This window comes from Paenibacillus sp. FJAT-26967 (assembly GCF_001541095.1).
In the GTDB taxonomy this organism is placed as follows: Bacteria; Bacillota; Bacilli; order Paenibacillales; family NBRC-103111; genus Paenibacillus_F.
Map to the genome: position 1 here is coordinate 120,037 of NZ_LMXH01000005.1, position 25,401 is coordinate 145,437.

Consider the following 25,401-nt stretch of genomic DNA (forward strand, 5'->3'; position numbering starts at 1 on the left):
AGCGATTGCTGCACATAGTCGGACTTTCACGGCATAATTATGCTTTATCGGCATTTGGGCAAGGGTTTAAGCAGCAATCGAGAATGGAAAGAATGATTCATATTTCTGCTTTTAGGGCAAACTGACGAGTGATGGTATTTTTACGGGGTACATAATTAAGGAAGTTTCTCCGTGCCGAAGATCTGAGTAACACTTTTATTGAATTCACTTATATAGGGCTGCAGAGATGCGCCTGCGGCTGAATAAAGCTTATAAGCGTTTAACTGGTTAATGAAATTCCGGTTGGCCGAAATGTAAACGTCGTGAACCTGCGGATCGGCGGCCCGTATTTTCTCTGCAATGCGCTGTTTAAAAACATGGGATAAATTCCGGTGATCCTTCACGGTATCGTAGCCAAGGAAGTCTGTTGCCAGTTCATTCGTGTATAGATTCTGGTAATAGGGCTGAGGCATATTATTTTTAGGATCAAGGGGCCCCCGCGTAAAACGCTCGTTTCCGCCCGATTTGGTGCCGGCGGCGGCTCGGTCAAGCATGACGGCTACATAAGCATTGTTTTCGGTACGCATTACAATAGCGCCCATCACTCCGTGCATTGCGGCTATTTGATTGGAAAGGTTATGATCGTAGGCCATTGCTCGGTTATTATGAATGATCGAATGAGCCTGTTGTTCCGTCTGGTAGGCTCTGGATTGATTATGGCTTTCCTTCCGTTGCTGGACCAGACCGTAATTGGTTTCTTTGGGATAGGTGTTGGTACACCCTGACGTGAACAGAATAAGCGCGCATGCAGACAGAAGCGGAATAGAGCGGCGGAGCGTAGTCATAACGAATTCCTCCTCGTACAGCTGTGTTGTAATTTAGGATGAGGCGGGTCCGGATGAATTATACTTGGCAATGTGAAGCATATTAAAGTTAAAAAATCACGTATCGAACAAAAAAACTCAGGGGGATATCTGAAAATTTGACGGCTTTTAGAACAATTTGTGAACTTCTGTAGAAGAATTGACAAAAAAGTTTTACCTAATTATAGTTAATTAAGTGATAAGGTTGATTGACATAGGCCTGTCGTTCGTGGTAAAAATATTGGTTTACAAAAGTGGGGTTGATAAGCAATGAGTCGATGGAAAAAGAATTGGCGTCTGGTCCCCCTATTTGCGGTGATGACGTTCCTACTTGCGGGTTGTGGAGACCCGACGCTTTCCGCTTTGCGGCCAAGAGGCCCGGTGGCAGAAGAGCAGTTATTCTTAATGAAAATCTCGCTCGCCATTATGCTATTGGTTGTAGTAGTGGTATTTGCGCTGTATTTGTTCGTAATCATCCGTTTCCGTAAACGGAAGGGGCAAGAAGGTGTTCCCAAACAAGTAGAAGGAAACCATGTGCTGGAGATTGTATGGACGGTCATTCCAATCCTGCTGCTTATCGTGCTAGCTGTTCCAACGGTGTATTATACGTTTAAACACTCCACGAACCATGTGCAGGACAAAGATGCTATCCATGTAAAAGTAACCGCTCACCAATTCTGGTGGCAGTTTGAATATCCGGAACTGGGCATTTCGACTGCGCAGGATTTAGTCATTCCAAAAGGCAAGACAATCGCGCTGGAGCTGACTTCAGCAGACGTTACTCACTCCTTCTGGGTTCCGTCACTGGGCGGTAAGCTCGACACGAATGCCGGTATGACGAACATCTACTACTTACAAGCAGATGAAGTGGATGTATTTAAGGGCAAGTGCGCCGAGCTGTGCGGTTCGTCTCATACTTTGATGGACTTCAAGGTAAAATCGCTTGAACAAGCCGATTTTGACGCTTGGACCCAGAATATGAAGACTCCGGCCGTTATTGCAGCTGATGCCAAGCAGGGCGAAGAACTGTTCAAACAGAAGTGCCTGCAGTGCCACGCTGTTGATGCTCAAGGACTTGGCTTCGGACCTAACCTGAACGGATACGCGGATCGTGAAATGCTGGCAGGCGTTCTGGAGCATAACGATCAGAAACTTAAAGACTGGATCAAGGACCCGCAGGCTGAAAAGCCGGGAACTTTGATGCCTATCGTTCCTTTGGAAGACAAGCAGATTGATGAAATTATTAAGTATATGAACAGCTTGAAGTAAGACTTAGCAAAAAGGAGGTTAATACGTTGGCACAAGCACACGCTCACGCAAATGCGCATGCGCACCATCAAGTCAAACGCTACACGGGTTTGATGGATTGGCTTACCACCGTGGATCATAAGAAGATCGGCATTCTGTATTATCTCGCCGGCGGACTCTTCTTCTTGATCGGTGGTCTAGAAGCAATTTTGATCCGGATTCAGCTGATGAATCCAGATTTGAAGATTTTCATCGGAGATACGTTCAATCAGCTGACTACGATGCACGGAACGACGATGATCTTCCTCGCGGCGATGCCGATGATTTTCGGATTTATGAACGCGCTTATCCCTTTACAAATCGGGGCTCGCGACGTTGCCTTCCCGTTCTTGAACTCACTCGGGTTCTGGCTATTCTTCTTGGGAGGCGTACTCCTTAACCTTTCCTGGTTTCTGGGAGGCGGTGCGAACGCGGGCTGGACAGCGTATACGCCACTCTCGACCATTACAACCGATTCAGCGTTAGCTGTCACGGTTGGGGGTAATGTAACAGGCGTCGACTTCTATGTGCTCGGATTGCAGATTGCCGGTCTCGGTACTCTAATCGGGGGTATCAACTTCCTGGTAACGATCATTAACATGCGTGCGCCGGGCATGACTTACATGCGTATGCCGATGTTTACATGGGCATCCCTAATCACGTCCGCACTGATTTTGTTCGCTTTCCCGGCCATTACGGTGGGCTTGGTCGCGTTAATGTTCGACCGCATATTTGACGGTGCTTTCTTTGATCCGGTTCGCGGCGGCAGCACGATTCTATGGGAGCATTTATTCTGGATCTTCGGGCACCCCGAAGTATACATTCTGATTCTTCCGGCATTCGGTATTATCTCTGAAATCGTCAGTACGTTCTCAAGCAAGCGTCTGTTCGGTTACAGTTCCATGGTATTTGCAACGGCTCTGATCGGATTCCTGGGCTTCATGGTTTGGGTCCACCATATGTTCACTGCCGGGCTGGGGCCTGTTGCCAACTCGATTTTCTCGATTGCAACGATGGCCATTGCAGTACCGACAGGTATCAAAATTTTCAACTGGATTTTCACCCTGTGGGGCGGACAAATCCGCTTTAACACATCGAACCTTTTTGCAACATCGTTTATTCCTACGTTCGTAATGGGCGGGGTTACAGGCGTAATGCTTTCCGTTCCGGCTGCTGACTTCCAGTACCACGATACGTATTTCGTTGTCGCTCACTTCCACTACGTAATCGTAGGCGGTCTGATTCTTGGCTTGTTCGCCGGTTCTTACTACTGGTGGCCTAAGATGTTCGGCCGTATGCTGAACGAAACACTGGGTAAAATACATTTCTGGACCTTCTTCATCGGTTTCCACCTGACATTCTTCCCTCAACATTTCCTTGGTCTGATGGGTATGCCTCGCCGCGTATTTACTTATGATCCGGGTCTGACCGCAGGTAACCTTGTCAGTACGGTTGGCGCCATTCTGATGGGTGTCGGTACTATTGCCTTCATCATTAACATCATTGTGACGAACAGAAAGCCGATCGACGCTCCTAACGATCCTTGGGATGGCCGTACGCTCGAGTGGACAATTCCGTCCCCGGCTCCTGAGTATAACTTCAAGCAGACTCCGCTTGTTCGCGGTCTGGATGCACTATGGAAAGAAAAAATGGCTGGCAACAAAGAGATGACGCCGGCAGAACCGGTTGGTTCGATTCATATGCCGTCACCTTCTATTCTGCCGCTGGTTATGTCCATCGGATTGTTTATCGCCGCATTCGGTTTCATGTATCACACGTATGTGGTATCCATTATCGGTATCGGTATTACACTGATTTGCATGGCTCTTCGTTCCATCTATGACGATCATGGCTGGCACATTGAACCGGAGGAGCTTAACGAAGACAAGGGGGTTAAACGATGAGCGCGCATACGCACGAAGCGGACACTCTGCCCCTTGAGCCTGAGAAGGCGACCCTCGAAGGCAAGAATAAAGTCCTCGGATTCTGGCTTTTCCTTGGCGGGGAAATGGTATTGTTCGGCACCTTGTTTGCCGCTTATATTGCCCTTCGGAACCAAATTCCGGATGGCCCGACTCCACAGGAATTATTTAAACTGTCGACAGTAGCCTGGGCAACCATGATCTTGTTGACAAGCAGCTTAACGAGTGTATTCGCTATGATGGCTATGCATCGTCATGATCTTAAGAAGATGCTGATATGGCTAGGCGTTACAGTTGCTTTGGGACTTGGATTCTTGGGTCTCGAGATTTATGAATTCTATGAATACGTGCATGAAGGTCACGGCTTTACGACCAATGCATTCTCCACTTCCTTCTATACGCTTGTCGGCTTCCACGGGGGCCACGTAGCATTCGGTATTCTCTGGATCACTCTTCTGATTATCCAGGGCACACGTAAAGGTCTGACAGTTGTAACGGCGCCTAAGTTCTATGTTGCGAGCTTGTACTGGCACTTTATCGACGTCGTATGGGTATTTATCTTTACGGTCGTTTATCTGATGGGGAAGGTGGGTCCTTAAGATGAGCACACACGAAACGACTTCACCAAGTAAACGTCACAAACACCAAAGTCCTGCGAATCATTATTTTTCGTACATTGCGTCCATCCTGCTGACTATGATTGCTTTCTTGCTGGTCATGTACGGAGGTCTCGACAAAACGTTCTTGTACGGCTTCTTGCTCTTCATGGCTCTCATCCAGGTAGCGCTTCAGTTGTCTTACTGGATGCACATGAAAGAAAAAGGACATTTGTTTCCGATTGTCGGTATTATTTTCGGCGGAATAGTCGCATTGACAGCAGTCGCTGCGGCAGTATTCTGGATGTGGTGGTAAGTTAGTAGAATAGAGGCGGCTTCGTTGGCTTTGATGCAACAAGCCGTCTCTTTTTATAACAAGAACGGGAAGTTGAATTGTTGCTGGCTAAAGCATTGCACGACTATTAAATTTAAAAAGGAGATGACACAGCGATGGGTTTTTTTGATCTGTGGAACCCGGTTGTCCTGCTGTTCGTTGTCGTTGTCGGCCTGGTTTATCATAATCTGACTTCTCCGTCTAAAGCGGAAGCTGAGGGTAGAGAGCCACTTCGTACAAAGATGAGATTGTCCTTTTACACAGGACTCGCTTTGTTCTATATCGGGCAAGGAAGCCCCTTGAGCTATATCGGTCACCATTACTTGTTCAGTGTACACATGGTGCAGCAATCGATTTTGTATCTGATTATGCCGGTCTTTATCTTGAACGGCATTCCGGATTGGTTGATACGCCCTATTTTTAAGAATAAGATTGCTAAAGGGATCTTGAAATTTGTCACACAACCTTTGATTGCGATCTTGGCGTTTAATCTGTTATTCTCTATATATCACCTTCCGTTAATTATGGATGCGCTGATGAAGAATGAGTGGATGCTGACAGGTTATCATACGCTGCTTCTGCTAACGGCGTTTGCTATGTGGTTCCCGGTGTTCGGTCCGCTTAAGGAATATGCGAACTACTCCGGATTAGTGAAGATGGCTTACATTTTCGGTAATGGCATCTTATTGACTCCGGCTTGTGCGCTTATTATTTTTGCAGATGTGTCGTTGTATGAGATGTACCGGAATGCCGTTGTGCCTTTCAGTGCTTTACCGTTACTGGAAGATCAGCAGCTCGGAGGCGTCCTCATGAAGATTATTCAGGAAATCGTGTACGGCACTGTGCTTGCCATGGTTTTCTTCAAATGGTATCGAACGGAGAGGGAGCAGGAAGAAGAGTTGTCGGATGAGCCCAGCGAGAAAAGCGGCCTGACAACGGCGTAATAAGCCTGCAAGAGCCCCTCCGCCCAATAAAGGAAATGGATGGGATCTCAAACATGCATGTATTACCTACAATCAGTACGATGTTTATTGTGATTAGCGCCATTTTTGTCGGTTTCGGTTGGTATCATATTCGCAAAGGGAATCGTGAGACCCATACGAAACTAATGATTGCAGGTGCGATCTCGGCACTGACATTTTTTACGATCTATATGTCGCGCACTATTTTTCAAGGGAATACAGCCTTTGACGGACCGGAGAATTTGAAGCTGGCTTATCACCTCTTCTTGTTCTTCCACATTACACTCGCTACGGTGGGTGCTGTGTTCGGTATTGTAACCCTGATCCTTGCGTATAAGAAGAACTGGATTCGTCACCGCAAGCTGGGTCCTATTACCGCGACCATTTGGCTATGTGTAGCCCCGACGGGTGTGATGGTGTACATTCTGCTTTATGTGCTTTATCCGGGCGGCGAGACCAAACCGCTCATTGATGCCATTTTTGGTCTTTAAAGAGGTACGATTACAAAAAAGCGGCTTTTATTTTCTTCGGAAAATAAGGGCTGCTTTTTTTTGTGCGATAAGATGGAAATTTTTATTGCGTTGCTGTGTATATACTGTTAATATAAACATACACAGTAAGCACAGTAAGCACACCGATCACATTATGTCCAGGGATTTTAAATACTTTGAATGAGGTGTCTCGATGAACAGCACATGGGAGAATATCTGGTGGCTGGCTAAACAGGAATTAAAAATGGTTCGTATGGGCTATCTATGGAATTTTTTATATGCGATGAATGCCTTGTTCGTTATAACTATTTTTGGGGGAACGGGTAGTGGCATGCTCGTTTCAGGAGATTCTCATTTATTTCTGATAACGGTGTTTAATTTTTTTCTGCTCACGGTTATTCAAGTTTTTGGTTATTCTTTTGACTCGCGTTATATGAATTATTGGAAGAAGGATTCCTATACAAAACGTGTTGTGCTTTTAAAGATGCTGCCGGTGACAAACAGGGAGATCATCCTCAGCCGCTATGTGAGCTATCTATTGTATGGCGCTACGTATATCGTTTTGCTTTTTGCAGGAATAAAAGTTTGTATGGCTTTCGGCTTGATAGAATCGGTCAGTTGGGGAACTTGGACCGGGATGCTCGTGACTTGGTATAGTACAGTGTTGTTCGCCGGAGCATTTTATTTATATGGTGAAATGTCGATGCGGGGAAGATCATTTTTTAAGATGGGATTTGTCTTGAACGGATTAGCGCCTCTGATATCAATCGCTCTCTCGGTAACTGGAGGATTCTTGGTATGGTCTATCGTTATTAATAGGGTGAAAGAAGACGGAGCACTGCTGCCTGTACTTTCATTCCTGACTGGTGCTTTTACGTTGTACTTGTCCTGGAAACAGCTTGAGAAGAAGATGGCAAACAGAGATTTCTACTCGTCCTAATAATTGGCCGCAAGATTCAATAGGTTGAAGGAAACGGCTGTGGATTTAAACGTTTGAAAGCAGGTGAACGATTGTGCATATTCCGATTAAAATTTCGCCGGATAGTCCAGAGCCTATGTATCATCAAATTCAAGTGCAGCTAAAAGCACTTATTCTAAGCGGTCACCTCCCGGAGGGGACACTGCTGCCATCGATAAGAGAGTTTGCCAAAGATTTGTCGTGCAGTGTGATTACGATCCGCCGTGTATACCAGGACCTGGAGACGGAAGGCATTCTAAGAACGAGGCAGGGAACAGGAACATTCGTTGCCAAGGTGGGAACGGTAACAAGAGAACAATACCGGAAGGAAGCGGTGGTGGAAGCGATGAAAGAAGCGCTGCGGAGCGGCTTGCGGGTAGGATGTTCGGTCGAAGAATTGAGAGTGCTATTTGAAGAAGCGCTGGTGGAATTAAGGGATGAGGAAGCAGCAGGTGTTAGTGCTGGTATAACCGGTCCTCTAGAGGGCCGTGTATGGTCAAAGCAGATACGGGCAATAGAGGGCCTAGGGGAGGAGATTCACAGTGAGTGAACATGCGGTGATGCGAAATCAGTTGAGCAGTAACCAGGCGGCAGGCAGCAGCGCAGGTGACCGGTCTGCACTGCGTATGAGCGGAATTGTGAAGAGGCTGGGCGAGTTGACACTCGGTCCGCTCGATTTCGAGATCGAGCCGGGGACAGTGGTTGCCTTGGTAGGCCCGAATGGTTCCGGCAAGAGCTCGATATTCCGTATGCTGATGAATCTCTCCAAACCCGATCAAGGTGAGCTTCGGATGCTCGGAAAGGTATATGGCAGCGATGAAGATGAAGCGGACGTCAAGCGCCGGATGGGCTATGTACCCGAAGAATCAAGCTGGGATGAGCTTGGCTGTACGACGATCAGGCAGCTGCACCATTTTGTGTCCCGGTGGTATCCATCCTGGAATGAAACTCTCTATCGGCAGCTGATGATTGACTTCGAGCTTCATGAAAGGATGAAGCTGAGTACGCTGTCCAAAGGGATGAAGCGTAAATTAAGCTGCATCATCGCCATATCTTATGAGCCGCAGGTTCTTCTCCTGGATGAGGCTACATCCGGACTGGATCCGTTTGCATCCAAGCGGATGATTGAACAGCTCGTGCGCTATATGGACGGCGGAGAAAGAAGTATATTCTTCTCTACTCACGTAATGGAAGAGGTCAGACGCCTGGCGGACTATATTCTGTATATCAACCGGGGAAGATTCGTTGGAGTGTTCGAAAAGGACCGGCTGCTGGATGACTGGAAAAAAATGTGGGTGCGCGAGGCGCCTCAAGCAGCAGGGCAGCTGCCTGGGGTGGTGGCGATTGAGCCGGGAAGAGACGGGGGTCTGGTCCAGATCATTTCGAAGGCTTCCATGGAAACCGAAGCGGCCCTCTCTGTACAGGGAATCGTTCCGGTTCGCGTCACGGGTATGGAACTGGAAGATATTCTAGAAATACTGGGAAGACAAGATAGGGAAACATCTGAAGAATAAGGCACTGCAGCCAGTTAGCCTATCTATTCCAGGAAATCGAAAGGGGAAAGCAGAGGATGAAACCATTAGAGTTGGAACAGGTGTCTAAACAATACGGGGACAAAACGGCAGTTAACCGGATTTCTCTGGGAGTGAAGGCGGGAGAGATTTACGGCCTGCTGGGGGGCAATGGAGCCGGCAAAACAACGACTATGCGGATGTCGCTCGGATTGATTTATCCCGATGAAGGCAGCATCCGCTGGAACGGGAAGGGATACAGCGAAGAGCTCCGCAGGATCATGGGCTACCTGCCTGAAGAGCGCGGCTTATATGCCAAATACAAAGTGTCGGAGCAGCTTGTCTATCTGGCTGAGCTGCGCGGGATTAAGCGCAAAGAAGCGGATAAGGCGCTTAAACTGTGGCTTGAGAAGTTCGAGGTGCCGGAGTATTACGATAAACGCGTAGAAGAACTGTCCAAGGGGAATCAGCAGAAAATACAGTTCATTGCTTCTGTGCTGCATGATCCGGAGGTCATTATTATGGACGAAACCTTCAGCGGGCTTGATCCTGTAAATGTGGAACTGCTGAAGAGCACGGTCAAGGAGCTGAGGGATAAAGGCAAAGCCATTTTATTCTCCAGTCACCGTATGGATCATGTGGAAGAATTGTGCGAGAACATTTGCATTCTGCATAAGTCAAACACCGTTCTGCAGGGCAATTTGCGTGAGATCAAGCAGTCTTTTCCAAAAGAAAGGGTTATTCTTGAAACGAAAGATCCTGTTCTGGCGCTTGATCAGATCCCAGGGGTGCTGTCGGTCCAGAGGCATTTAAACGGCTATGAAATCCGCATTAGCGAAGCCGAAGCGGCTCAGCAAATTGTGAAGCAGGCGGCATCCGCTACAGATATTTTGCGTTTTCAGATTATGGAACCGACGTTGAATGAAATCTTTATTGCAAAGGTGGGACATTCGCATGAATAACATGATGACCGTAATCCGGTTCACCTTATTTAACCGGTTGAAGACGAAGTCGTTTAAAATATCGACGCTCATTTTTGTGCTCATGATCTCTCTAGTCGTGAATTTACCCGCTATTATCGAATCTTTTTCTCAAGGCGACGGGGATAAGGCAGTTAAGATCGGGGTGATGGCAGCAAAGCCGGAGCTTAGTGAACAGTTATCGCAATACTTCGCCAAAGCGCAAGAGGGCGGTCTGACTGCCAAGATCGAAATCGTGCCGATGAACCGTGCGGACAGTGTAGAGGCTGAGAATGCTCTGATCCGTGAAAAGCTGAAGTCAGAGGAAGTGAAAGGAGTCCTTGTGGCGGCAGAGGCTGCGCAAGGAGAGTTCCCTGCTCTGGTGTATAAGACAGAAGATGCCGGTTTTTCTCTTAGCTCCGGCGGAGATTCCACCGCTGGGGCCCTCCAGACCGCGCTGCAGACGATCAAAATGAATGCGGCTGTCATTCAGTCGGGCATCGATTCGGCTGTGCTGGCGAAGATCCAGGAGCCTGTCAAGCTGACCTCCGAGTCTATCTCGGTCAACGAGAATCCGGTTAAGAGCAAAGAAGAAATGGGCATTGCCTTTGTTCTCGTCTACGCTCTCTTGTTCCTGCTGTACATGAGTGTAATCGGGTATGGCAGCATGGTCTCTACGGAAATCACGGCGGAGAAAAGTTCTCGTGTGATGGAGATTCTAATCTCCAGCGGTTCACCGCTGAAGCAAATGTTCGGTAAAATTATCGGGATCTGCATGCTCGGACTGCTTCAACTTGTTCTGATTGGGGTGGTCGTAGCTGTAAATCTGATGTTCCCTTGGAACGTAGATGTCATCAAAGACATGAATATAGACCTGTCCCTGCTTCCATTGGATCTTCTCGCTTACTTCCTGCTGTTCTACCTGGGTGGATTCTTCATCTATGCAACGATCTTCGCTGCAATCGGCTCGCTTGTGAGCCGCAGTGAGGAAGTGCAGCAGGCGGTTATGCCGGTTACGATTCTCATTATTGTCGCGTTCATGTCCGCGATGTTCGGCTTACAGAACCCGGATGCTCCGTTTGTAGTCGTCATGTCGTTCATTCCGTTCTTCTCCCCGCTGATTATGTTCCTGCGGATCGGTTTGGGAACGCCGGCGGGCTGGGAGATCATTCTCTCTATCGTGATCATGCTCGGCTCGATCTTTGCTCTAGGCTGGCTCGCTGCCAAAATCTATCGCACGGGCGTGCTCATGTACGGCAAGCGCCCTTCGTGGAAAGAGCTGCGTAAAGCGATGAAGGCTTTTGAAGGATAGAGGTATAGGTTAAATAAGTATGTGATTTATCTTACCTATCGGTTAAAATTTCGCGTGTGGATGAATGGTATCTGATGAGAAGGATTTTCTCGATAGTCCGAGACTGCTTTTTTTTGCAGTCTCTTTTTTTGCTTTTCGCCCAGCTCAAAAGTTCGTTCGGTTCAAGACTTATTAATAAATCAAAGATAATGGAATAAAGCGACAACTATCGCCATATTCATACAAATTTCAATTATTTTCGTTAAAAAATGGTATTCAAGTCCCGATAAATTTTATATGATCAAGTTGCGGTCTTTGGAATTATTTGGGCCAGCCTTACGGAGAGCGGGGAGACCGGGCGTGTCGCATTCATTGAAGCTGTTATCATGGAACATTGAGAAGTTTAATGCGGATAAAATGAATGATGATTTTTTTATCAAATATGTCGCGCGGGTCATCCGGCTTATGGAGATCGATGTCGCAGGCATAATGGAAATCGTCGGCTGGATCGGCAATGAAGTGTGCACCGCCATTGTCAATGAATTGAACCAGCAGGAGCAGCAAAAGGCGACCGGCGTCGTGTGGAGCGGGCAAGCGAGCGAGATGACGCCCAGCGCGCCGAACGAGCAGTATGTATTTGTGTGGAAGTCGGGCTTGTTCAGTTCCGTGGAGTGGAAGCTGTGGAACGTGCTAGGCGAGAACGCGTTCGATACGTTTTTCGCAACCAACAATATTACCGATGAAGACGAGAAGTTCCAGGTGACCCAAAGCCTGGCTAAAAACGGATGGATGAACGACTCATTTATGGTGCCTTATAGCGCTTATAGCAAGCTGGTAGCCGATCCGCAAAATTTGGACTGCACAAAAAAAAATCCGACGCTTAATTTGACCGCTCAACAAAAGCAAGATTTGTCGGCCATTCTCACGGCTTATGCTCCGGAGACCTTTCCCTATCCGAGGTCGCGACCGCCGTTCATCTTGCGAGTAACGACGGCGGATACAAACACGGTCATTACATTTGTTCTTTTGCATGCGCCGGGCCCGAGCGATACGTCGCCGATCACGGCCAGCAATCAGATTAGTTTAATCGACCCGGTTATCCAGGCGGATGTAGGCGTCGTAATGGGCGATTTCAACGTCACCGAGGCATGGGCGAAAAAAACTTGGGCGCTGCAATACTATAATTGGGACCTGGGAAGGCTTCGTTACGTTCTGGACGACAGCGGACAGTACATTTTTGCCGCGCCTTTCCAGCGTTTGACCGGACCTGATTTCGCTTCCAATTCGACAACTCAACCGGCGCTGACGACGGTACAAAACTATAGTTTCCGGCTGCAGGACAATCTGACCAGTATGACCTCGACGCTGGTGGCCCCGGATGCGATCGCCGACAGCACGGTGATGCAGTCCATATTGTCCAGTCCGTATGATAAATTTTTTGTCCGTTCCACCCAGACGGACCCTTCCGATCCTTATGTGTGCAATTTGGCAGATCTGACCACTCCTAAGGAAGTATGGACCGGGGTGATAGATACGGACGGCAATCCGGTCAATGATACCCGTTCTACGACGCCAAGCACGTATCAGCGGGATTTGAGTTCGCTGACGGCGGCTATCTACAACAATTGGTACAACCGTCATGCCGGCAAATCGTCAAGCCTTAATTTGCAGCAGATTCCGAAGCTGAACGTAAGGCCCACCACATTGCGGGAGGCGCAATATGCTTATTATTACGCCATCAGTGACCATATGCCGATCTGCATGGAGCTGAAGTACGCAGCGGACCCGGACAACGACATGACGGCGGAAGGAGTCAATTTCGAATGAGCTTGCTCGATACTCTGCTCGGCATGTACGACGCCGGAACGCAGCAATTGAATTTGAATATGACGGCGCTGGGCGCATGGACGGCTCCTTTGGCGCAATCGTCCGGAAGCGGAGCGTGGCAGTTCGGCGGTGTCGCACAGTCTCCGTCCGAACAGGCGGGGACGATTACCTTTGCAGCGTCCGGCTTGAAGCTTACGGGGACGACACCGCTGATCCTGTTTCCAGCCGGGCAGTTTTCGTCTATTCAATGTGCCATTTATAACGCGGATACAAGCCCGGTTTTTGTTGTATCCGCTTTCACTTCGTCGAATTGGAATTTGGCCAATTCCTTTCCGGGCTTGCAAGGAACATTTTGGGAGGAGCTTGCGGTCAAAACGGACGATGCGTCCCGATTGCCCCGTCTGCTGCTTGCTTCGGGCACGGTTGTGGAACCAAGCCTTAATCGCAGCTTGTCTGCGGGCGTGTCCTTCTTTGCGGTGTTCGATGAGACGCAGGGGCTGTTCGCTCCAGCTTCGTGGATAGTCGGTCCGGCTCCCGTCGGCTTTGGCGCCATTGTAGCGGCGGCGGGGCTTGGCACTAGTCTGGATATAGGTTTAGAAATATCCACCTCCACGAACGGCTTCCCGGGTATTTTCAACAATTTGCAAATACCGCTTGCCGCCTCGCTATCGTTCGATCCCGCCGATCAGGACGCAACGCCCGGTTTGAGTTTCTCCGCCCAGTTAAGCTGGGGAGGGCAGCAGCAGACGCTAAGCGCCGTGCTGCCATCCGAATCGGGGGGGACGGTAGAAATCGGACTGACCGGACAACTGGCGCTTCCCGGACAAGCGGAGCTTGCCGATTATTTTGGCGGGACAAGCATTACTTCCTATTTGCCGGACCCGTTCAAAAATGCTATGAACAGCATTTGCATAAGCAGTTTGTATTTAGGAGTCGGTCTCGGGTCAAAAAAGCTGGAATACGCGAAAGTGACGATATCGGCTTTTACAGATACTTCTCTTGCTATTATCGCGGACTATATTGAAGTCGAAAATATTGCGGTGTCGGTCACAGTCAACGATCCTTTCGGCAGCCCGTCGGCAGCATACCGCATGACAGGAGTACTGGATATCGGAGGCGTAGAGCTGGATGTTGCCGCCGATCTGGTACCAACGATCATGTCGCAGGTTCTGTCGGTCAGCGTCGATCTGGCACAGGGGGAACAGCTGAATTTGACCGCGATCGCGGAGAAGTTCGGACTGCCCCCGGGAGCTCCGAGCGTCATGCTGACCGAGTTCCATATGGGAGGATCAACGGACGGCACATTTTATGTGGGCGCTTCTTTGGAAGAAATACCGACCGGCAGCGGGCAGCAGGCTTTCGTTCTGAGCGACCTGATATTTGAACTGGACTACAGCAGCCAGGCAGAGCCGGCTGCTACATTCAGTATGACGGGATCGATGACGATCGCCGGGGTAGACGCGGTCCTGTCGCTGACTGCCGGGAACGGCTGGGAAATTCAAGGGGAGACGGGGACGGATACGCCAATCCCTATCGGAACGCTCATAGAAGATTTCGGAAATCGGTATGGACTTACATTCCCGAATCCGGTATCCAGTCTCGAGCTGCAAAATGTTGCGTTTACTTACGCGAAGACGGCCGGAGCTGCGCAGGGCAGTTTCTCGTTCAGCTGCGAGGGAACCTTTACAATCGATACCGCTCCGGTATCTGTCGCCGTCACGATCGACATGGAGCCGGATGCGACCGGGAACGGCTATCATTCGACATTCGGCGGAACGATAACGATCGGCTCGCTAACGTTCGCTTTGATCTTTGATACGGGCAATATGCAGTCGGACATTTTCGCCGCTACCTTCAGCGCCAGCGGCGATTCGCCTTCATCCATTTCTATTTATGAGCTTGTCTACGCCCTTTCGCCTGAAGCGGCTTCTGTCGTTCCGCAAGATTTGGAAGTGGAACTGAAGGACGTGAAGTTTATCTACTACAAAGATGCTAGCGGATCAAAATATGCCCTGGGCCTTGATTTGTCTGCTTCCTTCAGCTTGAGCGATTTGCCGCTTATCGGCAGCGATATGAGCGGAACGGATGCATTCAAGGTGAACGATCTGCAGTTTCTATATGCGTCCCAGCCGTTCGCGGCCGCAGAAGCCGGAGCGGTGAACGCACTGCTTCCGCAAGGAGTTTTTCCGCTGCCGTCCGCCGGCTTTGGCTCCGGTATGACCGTCGGAACCGAACTGCAATGGGGCGGGCAAACACAGACGTTCATGCTGGCTATGGGATCAACCTCCGCCACCCGCACGCCTGCGAAGAGAAGTTATGGCGCAGTGGGCAGTGTATCCGATTCAACGGCATCGGCATCCGCGCAATGGTTAAGCATCCAGCGCTCGTTCGGTCCGGTTGCTTTGAACCGGATCGGAGTCAGCTATCAGAATGGCCTGCTCTGGTTTTTGCTTGACGGTTCGCTGTCGGCGTTCGGGCTGACCATTACGCTAAGCGGAATGGGCTTTGGTTCTCCGTTATCGGCGTTCGAGCCGCAATTCTCGCTACTCGGGCTCGGATTTGATTTGAAGGAAGGACCGCTGGAGATCGGCGGTGCTTTTTCCGAGGTATCGCCTGCGCCGGACGGCACCGCTTTTTCCTATGAAGGCGGCGTCGTAATAGAAACGGAACGTTTCTCTATAGAGGGGATCGGCTCCTATGCTGAGCTGACGGACGGGCAGCCTTCCATGTTTGTATTTGCCACGGCCAGCGCCTCGCTTGGCGGACCGCCGGCGCTGTTTATAACAGGCTTGTCTGCCGGTTTTGGATATAACAGCTCCATGGCGATGCCTGCGCCGGAGCAGGTGGCGGATTTTCCTTTGATGGCTCTGGCAGGGGGAGGGACGCCGCCGCCGCCGCTCCTTGGGCTGTTGGCTGAGCTTGACGGAACGGCGGATTACGCGCCGGGCAAGCGGCAAGCTTGGATCGTTCCAAGTAGTGGCGATTCCTGGCTCGCCGCCGGCATCTCTTTTCAATCCTTTGGGCTTATTCAGAGCCAAGCGCTTTTGCTGGGGAAATTCGGTAGTGATCTGGAATTTGCGCTGCTCGGAACATCAATGTTGCGTCTTCCAAAATCCGGCGATACGGTGTACGCTCAGGCGGAGCTTGAGCTGCAAGCGATATGGAAGCCATCGAGCGGATTTTTCGGTCTTACTGCCTTGCTGACCCCGGATTCGTTCGTGCTGGATCCGAGCTGTCATTTAACAGGGGGCTTTGCCTTTTACTTATGGTATGACGGACCGAACGCCGGGCAATTTGTAGCGACATTAGGAGGCTATCATCCGGCGTTTCAGCCGCCATCCTATTACCCGTTAGTCCCGCGGCTTGGTATCAATTGGGCGCTCAGCGATCAGTTTCAAATCGAGGGTGATGCTTATTTTGCCATAACGCCGGGGTCGATTATGACGGGGGGAGCGCTCAAAGCGCTGTATCATGACGGCAATCTCAAGGCATGGTTCACCGCCAATGCCGATTTGCTGATTACATTCAATCCATTCAGCTTTCAAGCGGATATTAGCGTAAGCATAGGAGCGTCTTACCGGATCAATCTGTTGTTTACAAGCAAAACGATCAGTGCAGAGCTTGGAGCGTCGCTGGAGCTGTGGGGGCCGCCGACCGGGGGGAAAGCCCGCGTTCACTGGTGGATTATCTCATTTACGATCGATTTCGGAGCGGATGCGAGTGCCGCTCAGAACGACCCGCTTGCTTGGGAGCAGTTCAAGCCGCTTCTTCCGGCGCTCGACAGCGTTGTGACCATAAAAGCGGCGGGAGGGCTGGCACAGAGCCCGGCTGCCGGAACGAATGGAAGCGGCTCGAAGCTGGACGATTCGGACCTTGGCTGGCTCGTACGGGCCGGAACATTTAGCTTTACAACGCAAACTGCGTTTCCGGCAAGCCATTATGCGGCCGGTTCGAGCCTTGCGGCTATCCCGGACCCTGCCTATCCGAACGGATATTCCGTTCAGGTCCGGCCGATGAATACGACGAACGTGTCGGCTTTGCATCAAATTGTCATTAAACAGGGCGGCAGCGAGATCGACTTGTCAGGCTGGACGCTTGCGCCATACGGCTCGAACTTGCCGTCGGCGCTATGGGGAGAGCCGCTTAAAGATGCGGCCGGACAGTTTGTGCTTAACCCGCAGGTGCCCAGCGCCGATACGGTGGCGAATGTGCCTTCCGGATTAGCGGTTTCTCCTCCGCAGACGGAGCTCGGAGCTTCCCGCTCGGCGCTATCCGGCGAACTGCTCGCTTTTGAGGATTTATCGCCGCAGGGTGAAATGCCGCTTGCTTTGTCTGCCCAGGCGGAGCCGCTCTATGTTCCGGTATTCGCCGAGGATACGCCGGATTCAATAGCAGCCGTTATGGGAACTGCGATGCAAAATAGGAACAGCATTTATGAAGTGTTAAGCGGATTGCAGATTTATACGGGCAGCAACGGTTCGCTCGCAGGGCTCGCTTCGCAGGCGGACAGCTTGTACTGCGATTCCCCGCTGCAGGTTGCCGCCGCAGGAAGGAGCAGGCGAGATGGCTGACAGTTTGCCGATTGGAGATATTCGATTCTACGACAATAAGATACCGGGGCTGGAAGCCGGCACATATACGGTAACGGTAAGCCACCAAATCGAAGGGCTGGGATTGACGGCGGCGGAGCAGCAGCAGTTAACGGCTGTGCAGTCGTTTACGGTGTCTGGTCCGCAATTTGCGATTGACGCATCGGAAATCCACAGCGTCGTGCCGCCCGCAACCGCATCGGGTGATTTCGGTGGCGAATTGCCGCATATTGTGCTGAACGAGCCTATTCTTCCGTGGGAGAGGAGCATGAGCGCGGCCGGAACGCCGTGGCTCGGCTTGTTAGTTTTCAAAGAGGGGGAATTGCTTCCGGGGGATCCTGACGCGACGGATGCCGCGACTTGCGCCATCCGGACGACCGCAGGCGATTTTATGGCCTTGCAGGGAAGCGGAGATATTCTGATACCTCCTGGTCTTGTAAAAGATCCGGCTGTTCCGGACAGTCTTTCTTGCCGGTATATCCAGATGAGCAAAGAGCAATTTCAGGCGATGACGCCTTACGCTGCCGAGCTTCCCTATTTGGCGCATGTGAGGGAGATCAACGCCGGGGATAAGGCTTCAGCGGGGGATGACGGCTGGTATGGCGTCGTCGTTGCGAACCGACTCGTAGCGTCCGATCAGGACGGCGGGAATTATACCGTTCATCTCGTGTCGTTCGAGGGGATGGAAAGCATGATGGCGGCGGATGCCTCTATTGCACAGCCAACCGTGGCGCTGTTATCGATGACTTCCTGGTCGTTCCGCTGCCTGTCGTCAGCCGGCGAAAACTTTGGAGGGCTTGCGGCGGGAATTGCGCAAGGCGGCATGTCCGGCGGAGAGTACAATCCGGATCTGCTCTGGCTGCGCCATCCGCAAGCCGGTCAAGTGACGGCCGGCGATGCCGCCCATACCGAAGCGGCAAACCGGCTGATGAACGGCTACGTGGCGCTGCCGTACCATACCCGTACCGGCGAGGATACTTTTGCATGGTATCGGGGGCCACTCGCTCCGGCGGTGCCGGCAACGCTTGCCAAAAGTACACCGTTTCTGTCGTCGGACGCCGCTTTGATCTATGATGCAGGCAACGGCCTGTTCGATTGCTCGCTTGCTTCCGCTTGGGAGATCGGCCGATTTATGGCGCTTGCCGACGAAAGCTTCGGACGCACGCTGCTCCAGTACCGGCAGCAGAGTACGGGACTTACGCAAAAGCTGTATGCGCATGCGGAGGCTCACGGGCTAACGGAAGCAGGCGATTTGCAAAAGCTTGCGCATCCCGGAGCTGTCAAGCATTCGTGGCTGGACACGCTTGCAAAAGATCTTGGACGGCTGATAGGAAGGAAGCATTCTGCGGAATCCGCGGAATCTGCGGAATCTGCGCAAGCGCCCGTTCTGGCGGCATCCGGCGCTGTCCGCAAGCGGGCGGAAGCTCCGTCTTCGGACCGGACAGCTTCATTGCGCCGGTTCATGCAGCAGGAGGATATTCGTCAAATGGTGCGTGACGGCGCATCGGAGCCGCTGCAAGCGGCAGCGGCTTGGATTGCACGCAAAATGCTGCTGGAGAATGTACCGTTCGGTCATTTGGTTCCTATAGAATCGATGCTGCCGCCGGAATCCATTCGCTTCTTTTATATGGATATGAATTGGATGGATGCGATGCTTGACGGGATGATGTCCGTTGCGATGCAATCCCGTCTAGATACGCTCGCTTATCAGCTTGACAAAGAAGCAATCGTAGCGGCTGTTAAGAGCAATCTGGAAAGCTACGGGAACGGGCTTCAGGGGGACGGAGCCGATCCCGGTCCAGACGGGGAGACGCGTGTAGCGGGCTTTTTACTCCGATCCGCCCTAGTGTCGGGCTGGCCCGGAATGTCGGTGCGCGCATTCGATGCCCAGGGCAATCCGTTAAAGCTTCTTCGTCTCTGCCGGCTTTCTTCCGGCATAATGTTCGCGTTGTTCTGGGGGGTGCCGTCCAGTCTGGTGTTCAGTGAGCCTCAGGAAGGCTTACGCTTCGGTATAGATGATGCCGGCACCCTTGATTTGCGCAGCCTTTCAACTACTGACGCGCAATATCCGTTCGGCAGCGAACTTGGCATCCATTTGCCGTTGTCCGGGGATTATTTGCGGAACGGGGAGTATTTGAATTTGAATCCGGACGATCCGAATGGACTTGTCCAGTCCGTCGCCGGGCTGATATCTCAGAAGCTGGCGGAAGGGGCGCTTGCTATAAGCTCGTCCGATCTGGCGCTGCAGCTGGTTAAGGCGCCGGAGCGGCAAATATTTGTGCCTGATAGCTCGGCTTTCGCTTTGCCGGAAAACGGCAAGCAGCAGCGGGAAACAGGCCGTAACCAAGGAGGGAACGATTAATGGCCGATCCGATTGTGCTTGTGCCAATGGAAGTAAGCGCTTTGTCGGCGAACGCATATGTGCTGCAAAATCAGCCGTTCCGCCGATGGGAGGAGACATACGGCAATATTGCTCAATTTGACAGCGCGGAGCCGGGACCAACCGACGTGACGGGTGGATTCGGAAGCTCCAACACGGGTGTTTATTTGCATTGGAAGCTGCCGGATGCTTGGACGCACGGGTGCCAGCAGCCCGATTCGCAACAGGTGCAGTATCCGCTAACTCCGAACCGCTGGCTTATCGTACGGCTAAGCGGCCCGCTGGCCGCAAGAACGGCATCCGCTTTCGTGGTGGAAAGCGACGCCCCCGGAACGGCCGATTCCAGTGTCTGGCTGTTCGATCCCGACATTGTGTCCGCATGGGAGGGTAGCACCGATCCGCTGCGTCAGCAGGCAGGCAGCGCTTTGAGCGGTGCGGGACCTTTTATAACGGGCATGCTTGGAAGGTCCTTTCAGTTGGCGGACTGGAAGGAGCAGGGAATTGAGCAATTGTTCGTGACAGCCGTCGCTCCGGGCAACCATCTGTTTAACGCTTATCAAAGCCATTGCCGCGAAGTTTTTTCATTTTACGATGCGCTTGCAGACGTCACGGAGCCTGACAGTACGCTCAGCTACTTGGTAGCCGGATGGTATTCCAATTCAGTCTCGGACCCGGTCGCTTCTTGTTTGAATGGGCAAACGGGGGATGAGGCGGAGCAGCTTCTGTCGGCGCTGTTATCCGGCTATGGCTGGTCGCTTGATAGAGCCGAGGGCGATCCGCTTCCGGCGGGAACGGTCTGCCATGGCATGGTATACGGGGTGGATTGGCAGCCTCAAGGTACGATGCAGACGGTAAAAGACCGCTTTACGGCCGCAGGCGGGTCGATCAGCGTTGCGGTGGGAAATACGTCCATCGACGCTTTTGCGGCTATGATCGGGCAGCAGCTTCAGTCGCTGTCCGCAGGGGGCAACGCGGAGGCGGTACAAATATTAGCGGAGCAGCCCAATGCAGCAGCACTGCTCGAAGCGTTCCAGTATAACTTGCTGCACATGGCCGACAGCGGCGATTGGGCCGGACTTGATTACCGGATTCGGCAGGAGTGGTTCGGCTCAAAAGCCGGAGGTTACCGTTGGACAATCGTTGATATTGCCGCGGCGGATTCCGCAGCGGGCGAAGGCGTGAACGACGAGAGCTGGCTGAACGGGCTGAATGCGGATCAAGCGGCCTTTGACGCGGCTCGTCTTCAATTGCATGATGCACAGTGGGAGCTGTACGCAACATGGTGGAAGGAGGGGCGTTTTGCTACTTATCCCGGCTTTGCGCAGCCTTCCGGCGTTACTCAGGCCCAATTTGCGATGGCGCTCGCAGCGGAAAACGATCCTTCGTACAATCCGGATCAGCCGCCCGGGCCGGCCAATATATACAGCGTGCCGAAAAAAGTGCTGGATTTGGCGAATCTTCTTAGCGGCACACTTGCTCCAAAGGTGCCTCAGCCGGTATATGCGGATGCTGCCACTACGCCTGAAGACGCGTTTCAGGCCGGTATCGCCGTTTTTGAGCAGCAATTGAGAGCGCAGGGCCTGCTGGCGCAAAACCGCGGACTTAAAGCTGCGGCAGAGCCGAGATTTTGGCAAGCGCAAGATCCCGTCGTTCTGATTTCGGGAGCCGGCAATACGGCGGAGATTCCGCAGGCCGGCAGCCAACTCCCGTGCCGAATGACCGCACAAACGATTGCCGGGCTTCAGAATGGCGGGACCGTTATTCCGGCCTCGTCAATTGCCGGACTGCCAGCTTTTCCGGCTTCGGCTGAAAATTTGGCGGAGATGCTGCAAGGCGCCTATAGTTCGGCTGATTTTGCCGCGGCGGTGTCGGCAGCAGCAGGGGCCTTGTTTACCGAGTGGCTTTTGTGCGATCCCGACAATGCGGCATCCATTTCCGTCACCTATCCGGCGTTTACAAGAGAAAGGCTGGCCGAGCACAACCCATCCGATTTTGAAGGGGGGCTTCCAGCGCTGCTGCCGGAACCATGGTCGCAGCCATGGAATCCGTTCATGCTGAAATGGGTCGCGGAGTGGTATCCGCTTCCTTCCGTCGGCAGCAACTGGACCTTTCAAGGGACGGATTACTCTTATACAGGAGGAAGCCAGTCGCTGACTCCCCAGGCGATAGGCGGGGATTGTCTGCTTACGCCTCAAACGGCGTTCTTGTTCAGGAATCGGCTAATGCAAGCGGCCGCCGCGGGCGGCGATCCCGCCGACGCGGCGCTAGGGCAGCTTGCCGACTTGATCGGGGAAGCGGACCAGTGGGATTTCATCTCCCAGCGCCTTAGCGGCTTCGGGGATCAGCTGTCGCTGCGCGATTCGCGGACGAATCAAGCGCCGGCTGCCGATGTCGCCTTTACGTTCGACGACGGCACGACACACACGCTCGCCGAGCTGACCGGAAATCAATTCGACAGTCTGCCGCTTATTCTGGATACAGGCGGCACGACACCGTTTCAGGCCGTCCGGCAAGGACAGTTCTGTTTTTCTTATTTAGCGTTGTACGACGCTTTCGGTCAGGTGCTAGAAGTCGTGGGCGATTCCGGCCTGACGAGCTCGTCGCTGTTCGCGCCTGTTGCGGCAGAAGGTCTGAAGCCAGACACTCCGGTCGTTCAGGCCAATCCGCAGCGTTTTCTCCAATTGCCGCCTCGGCTGCTTCAGCCGTCGCGTCTTGATTTCCGCATGGTCGATGCGAACAATCCAGACCAGCCGACCGATCTGGATTCTGGCGCAAATCCGGTTGCCGGCTGGCTGATTGCGAACCATTTGGACGGATCGGTAGCTATTTATGGCGCGAATGGGGATGCGATCGGCGCAGTCAGCCAAAAAATTGGTGCGCACGGTGCGCCGATTCTGAGTTTGGCATTTGCTCCGGATGGCGGCTATCAGTCGCTTGCCGAACTGACGGAGGCTTCTCCGCAGCTGGCCGCGATGCTGCAGGGGCTGCTTACGCAGAGCGCAGCCGCCTTTGAAGATTTTCTGGAAGCGATCGACAATACGCTCTGGACGGTCGATCCCGCCTCGGTCGGCTTGGACAAAAGTTTGGGCATCTTGTCCGGCAAGCCGCTTGCCCTTGTCCGCGCAGGCATGCAGCTTTCTTTGGCGGATCAACCTCTTGGCGATACTAGCTGGGCGGCTACGTTCTATCCGCCGGTACCGGATTTCATCGTCCAGCCGTTCGAGGTGAGGCTGGGCGATTCGGCCCTTCGCGAAGATGGACTCGTCGGTTACTTTTTGAACGGATCGTTTGATTCGTTCTATTGCGTGCAGCCGCCCGCCGAGGCGGACGGGTATTTGATTGCAATCGGGCAAGGGCAGTATATCCCGCTTCGTTTCGACGGCAAGACAAGCGCAGACCTGCTTATGCTCGTCGATCCGATGTCGGCCGTCCACGCTTTTACCGGCATTCTTCCCGCCCAGCCGGTCAAATTGGACAGGCGTTTCTTCGATACGGCTTTAGACCGGCTGTCTGTCCGATTACCGGTAGGGCCGATGCTGACGGCGGTGGGGCCCAATCCTCAGCCCATATCAGCTCCGTCAATGCCCGCCAGCGCCGTCAAGATTCCGGTTCCGGTAGAACGGGGGAGTTCGTGGACCTGGATGGAGCTTGCGGCGGCGGACGAGGTAACGATACAGAGGCTTGCAGTTACCGATACGGATGGGAGAGCGGTTATAGACGGCAGCGATCGCTCCTTGAGAGAAGGACAGATGGTAGTTCAATTGAAAAAGGAGGAAGAAAAGCATGAACGAAAATGAATATGGGGTAGTCACAGACGCTCCGGTATTGCTGACCTATACGATTATGACCGACCCGGCGCCGCTGTCGGCGAGCACGCCGACCTACAATTCTTACGGCACGATTACGGTGACGGTATCTCCCGCCGCAGCGAGCGTTTATTGCAAAGAAATAGATATTTATATTCCATCCGGCATTGTCAGCCGGACGGATCAATTCGTCGCTTCCGCCGACAGCAGCAATTGGCAGACTCATGTGGGGAAAGAGGTTCCGGGCAATCAGGTCGGGCTTAATCCCCGTCTCAGCTATGTGCAAGTTAAATTTATGTGCAAATCGCCGGAGTTCTATTTGGTTGCCAGTCCGGTCAATCTGACCGTAGGAATACAGCAAATGACTCAGCAGCCGGGATGGATCGGAAGTCTTGGCCTGACCGAGATGTCGACAAATGATTCGAGCCAGCCCTACATTTTGCGGTCGATGACATTCGGGGTTTCGGTTGGCGCGGCTCTGTTGTTTGCGCGCAACTTCACGGCAAGCGCAGCAGACGGAGGAGCCTCTCCAGCGGGCGTTTTTACGAACGGTCAGCCGATCCAGCTAAGCTGGGAAAGCAACGGAACCGAATTCCAAATTTTTGAAGCCGCCGGCTCCGGTCCGCTGTATACCGGTACGGATAATTCCTTCAAGCTGTCTTCGGGCCTCGCGAAGACGACGACCTTCATTTTGGCTGCCAGCCAAACCGATCTTCGAGCCGAAACGCAGTATATTTACGATAGCGTCACCGTTGTCATTTCGAATGAAGATTCAACCCCTCATTCCGTTACGGCAGCCGGTACAGTATCGGGTGCATTAGTGGAATCGACAGGAGAAATGCTCGCTCAAGGCAAATTTACCGCCAGCGGGGGAGCCAGCTTGGAAGGCCAAATAGACGTGAACGGCCCCTTGAACGTAGAGGGGGGGATACAATGCAACGGTGAAATGTCTATAAACGGAACACTATCGGCGACCAATACGGCGGCATTTCAGTCCGTCATCGTTTCAGGCCTGCTCGGCTTGAGGGGCGGCAGCAATATATTCGGCGTTCCTATGCCGCTGTTGAGTGACAATGGCGTTACCTATATCGCTCATACGGACGGTTATGCCATAGCGACCATCAACCCTCCGGGAGGGGATATTTCCTCGACGATTTCGACTTGCACCGTTACTTTGCTCACCTTTTTGAATGGGCAGACTTTGTATGAATTATCAGCAACGGGAGGCTTGGCGACCGCATACAACTCCTCATGGACAACGGTCAATTGGTATAGTCCGAACAGCGTTACGATGCCTGTGCCGCAAGGATATAGATGGCAAATCTTAGTTAATCAGTACAGCGGAAATGACAAAAACCCGACCGTTTCGCTGTTTTGGATTCCGCTCGGAAACAATGAAGGTTAGATTTTTTTCAATGTCTATTCAATAGGGGCTTGACCACATGCCGATCGGGATTTTTTATGTTGAAATTCAAACCTCTTTAAGCTCTATACATTTTATATATAAATATGCAGGGCGACATTTTACGGATATTCTCAGAAATTAACGGGGTCGGGATAGCGTTCGCGGTTGTCGGCGTGTATAAGTTCGGAGTTAGACAAACCTGAATTTCATCCTCAGAAAGAAACTAAGAAACCAGGCAGCG

General features: G+C 52.1%; 17 protein-coding genes. 16 read left to right on the plus strand and 1 reads right to left on the minus strand.

Annotated elements, in window-relative coordinates:
- Positions 1 to 155: 155 nt before the first annotated feature.
- The gene (locus tag AR333_RS18465; protein ID WP_068776848.1) at positions 156 to 824 is read right to left on the minus strand and encodes a hypothetical protein; all 669 of its coding nucleotides are present in this window, start codon (positions 822 to 824) and stop codon (positions 156 to 158) included.
- A gap of 288 nt (positions 825 to 1,112) precedes the next feature.
- On the opposite strand from AR333_RS18465, the gene coxB reads away from it, so the two are divergent.
- The 16 genes from coxB (at position 1,113) to AR333_RS18545 (ending at position 25,160) form a co-directional block, all read left to right on the plus strand.
- Positions 1,113 to 2,111, plus strand: coding sequence for a cytochrome c oxidase subunit II (coxB, locus tag AR333_RS18470; RefSeq protein ID WP_068776849.1), 999 nt, complete (start codon positions 1,113 to 1,115; stop codon positions 2,109 to 2,111).
- Between the two features lie 92 nt (positions 2,112 to 2,203).
- Positions 2,204 to 4,033 (plus strand): cytochrome c oxidase subunit I, encoded by a 1,830-nt coding sequence (gene ctaD, locus AR333_RS18475; RefSeq protein WP_068776989.1) that lies wholly within the window; start codon positions 2,204 to 2,206, stop codon positions 4,031 to 4,033.
- Positions 4,030 to 4,650 carry a cytochrome (ubi)quinol oxidase subunit III gene (locus AR333_RS18480; protein ID WP_068776850.1) on the plus strand — a complete coding sequence of 207 codons (621 nt, stop codon included), beginning with the start codon at positions 4,030 to 4,032 and terminating at the stop codon, positions 4,648 to 4,650. The genes ctaD and AR333_RS18480 overlap by 4 nt, the downstream gene beginning before the upstream one ends.
- 1 nt (position 4,651) lies before the next feature.
- On the plus strand, positions 4,652 to 4,963 hold the full coding sequence (locus AR333_RS18485; RefSeq protein WP_068776851.1) for a cytochrome C oxidase subunit IV family protein: 312 nt from the start codon (positions 4,652 to 4,654) through the stop codon (positions 4,961 to 4,963).
- A gap of 134 nt (positions 4,964 to 5,097) precedes the next feature.
- Positions 5,098 to 5,925 (plus strand): cytochrome c oxidase assembly protein, encoded by an 828-nt coding sequence (locus AR333_RS18490; protein ID WP_068776852.1) that lies wholly within the window; start codon positions 5,098 to 5,100, stop codon positions 5,923 to 5,925.
- 53 nt (positions 5,926 to 5,978) lie between these two features.
- Positions 5,979 to 6,434, plus strand: a complete 456-nt coding sequence (locus tag AR333_RS18495; protein WP_068776853.1) for a DUF420 domain-containing protein — start codon at positions 5,979 to 5,981, stop codon at positions 6,432 to 6,434.
- A 193-nt stretch (positions 6,435 to 6,627) separates the two neighbouring features.
- Positions 6,628 to 7,374 carry a hypothetical protein gene (locus tag AR333_RS18500; protein WP_068776854.1) on the plus strand — a complete coding sequence of 249 codons (747 nt, stop codon included), beginning with the start codon at positions 6,628 to 6,630 and terminating at the stop codon, positions 7,372 to 7,374.
- A gap of 73 nt (positions 7,375 to 7,447) precedes the next feature.
- Complete coding sequence (locus tag AR333_RS18505; RefSeq protein WP_084783810.1) at positions 7,448 to 7,942, plus strand: GntR family transcriptional regulator; 495 nt, start codon at positions 7,448 to 7,450, stop codon at positions 7,940 to 7,942.
- The gene (locus AR333_RS18510; protein ID WP_253735904.1) at positions 7,935 to 8,906 is read left to right on the plus strand and encodes an ABC transporter ATP-binding protein; all 972 of its coding nucleotides are present in this window, start codon (positions 7,935 to 7,937) and stop codon (positions 8,904 to 8,906) included. Before AR333_RS18505 ends, AR333_RS18510 begins: the two co-directional genes overlap by 8 nt.
- Positions 8,907 to 8,962: 56 nt before the next feature.
- Entirely contained in the window at positions 8,963 to 9,865 is a 903-nt protein-coding gene (locus AR333_RS18515; protein ID WP_068776855.1) for an ABC transporter ATP-binding protein, read from the plus strand.
- Complete coding sequence (locus tag AR333_RS18520) at positions 9,858 to 11,174, plus strand: ABC transporter permease (RefSeq protein ID WP_068776856.1); 1,317 nt, start codon at positions 9,858 to 9,860, stop codon at positions 11,172 to 11,174. Before AR333_RS18515 ends, AR333_RS18520 begins: the two co-directional genes overlap by 8 nt.
- Positions 11,175 to 11,513: 339 nt before the next feature.
- Positions 11,514 to 12,980, plus strand: a complete 1,467-nt coding sequence (locus AR333_RS18525; protein ID WP_253735905.1) for a hypothetical protein — start codon at positions 11,514 to 11,516, stop codon at positions 12,978 to 12,980.
- A complete protein-coding gene (locus AR333_RS18530) occupies positions 12,977 to 17,551 on the plus strand; it encodes a DUF6603 domain-containing protein (RefSeq protein WP_068776857.1) in 4,575 nt (1,524 codons plus the stop codon). The genes AR333_RS18525 and AR333_RS18530 overlap by 4 nt, the downstream gene beginning before the upstream one ends.
- Positions 17,544 to 19,931, plus strand: a complete 2,388-nt coding sequence (locus AR333_RS18535) for a hypothetical protein (RefSeq protein ID WP_068776858.1) — start codon at positions 17,544 to 17,546, stop codon at positions 19,929 to 19,931. Before AR333_RS18530 ends, AR333_RS18535 begins: the two co-directional genes overlap by 8 nt.
- Positions 19,931 to 23,746 carry a hypothetical protein gene (locus AR333_RS18540; RefSeq protein WP_068776859.1) on the plus strand — a complete coding sequence of 1,272 codons (3,816 nt, stop codon included), beginning with the start codon at positions 19,931 to 19,933 and terminating at the stop codon, positions 23,744 to 23,746. Before AR333_RS18535 ends, AR333_RS18540 begins: the two co-directional genes overlap by 1 nt.
- Positions 23,733 to 25,160 carry a hypothetical protein gene (locus AR333_RS18545; protein ID WP_068776860.1) on the plus strand — a complete coding sequence of 476 codons (1,428 nt, stop codon included), beginning with the start codon at positions 23,733 to 23,735 and terminating at the stop codon, positions 25,158 to 25,160. Before AR333_RS18540 ends, AR333_RS18545 begins: the two co-directional genes overlap by 14 nt.
- Positions 25,161 to 25,401: the final 241 nt, after the last annotated feature.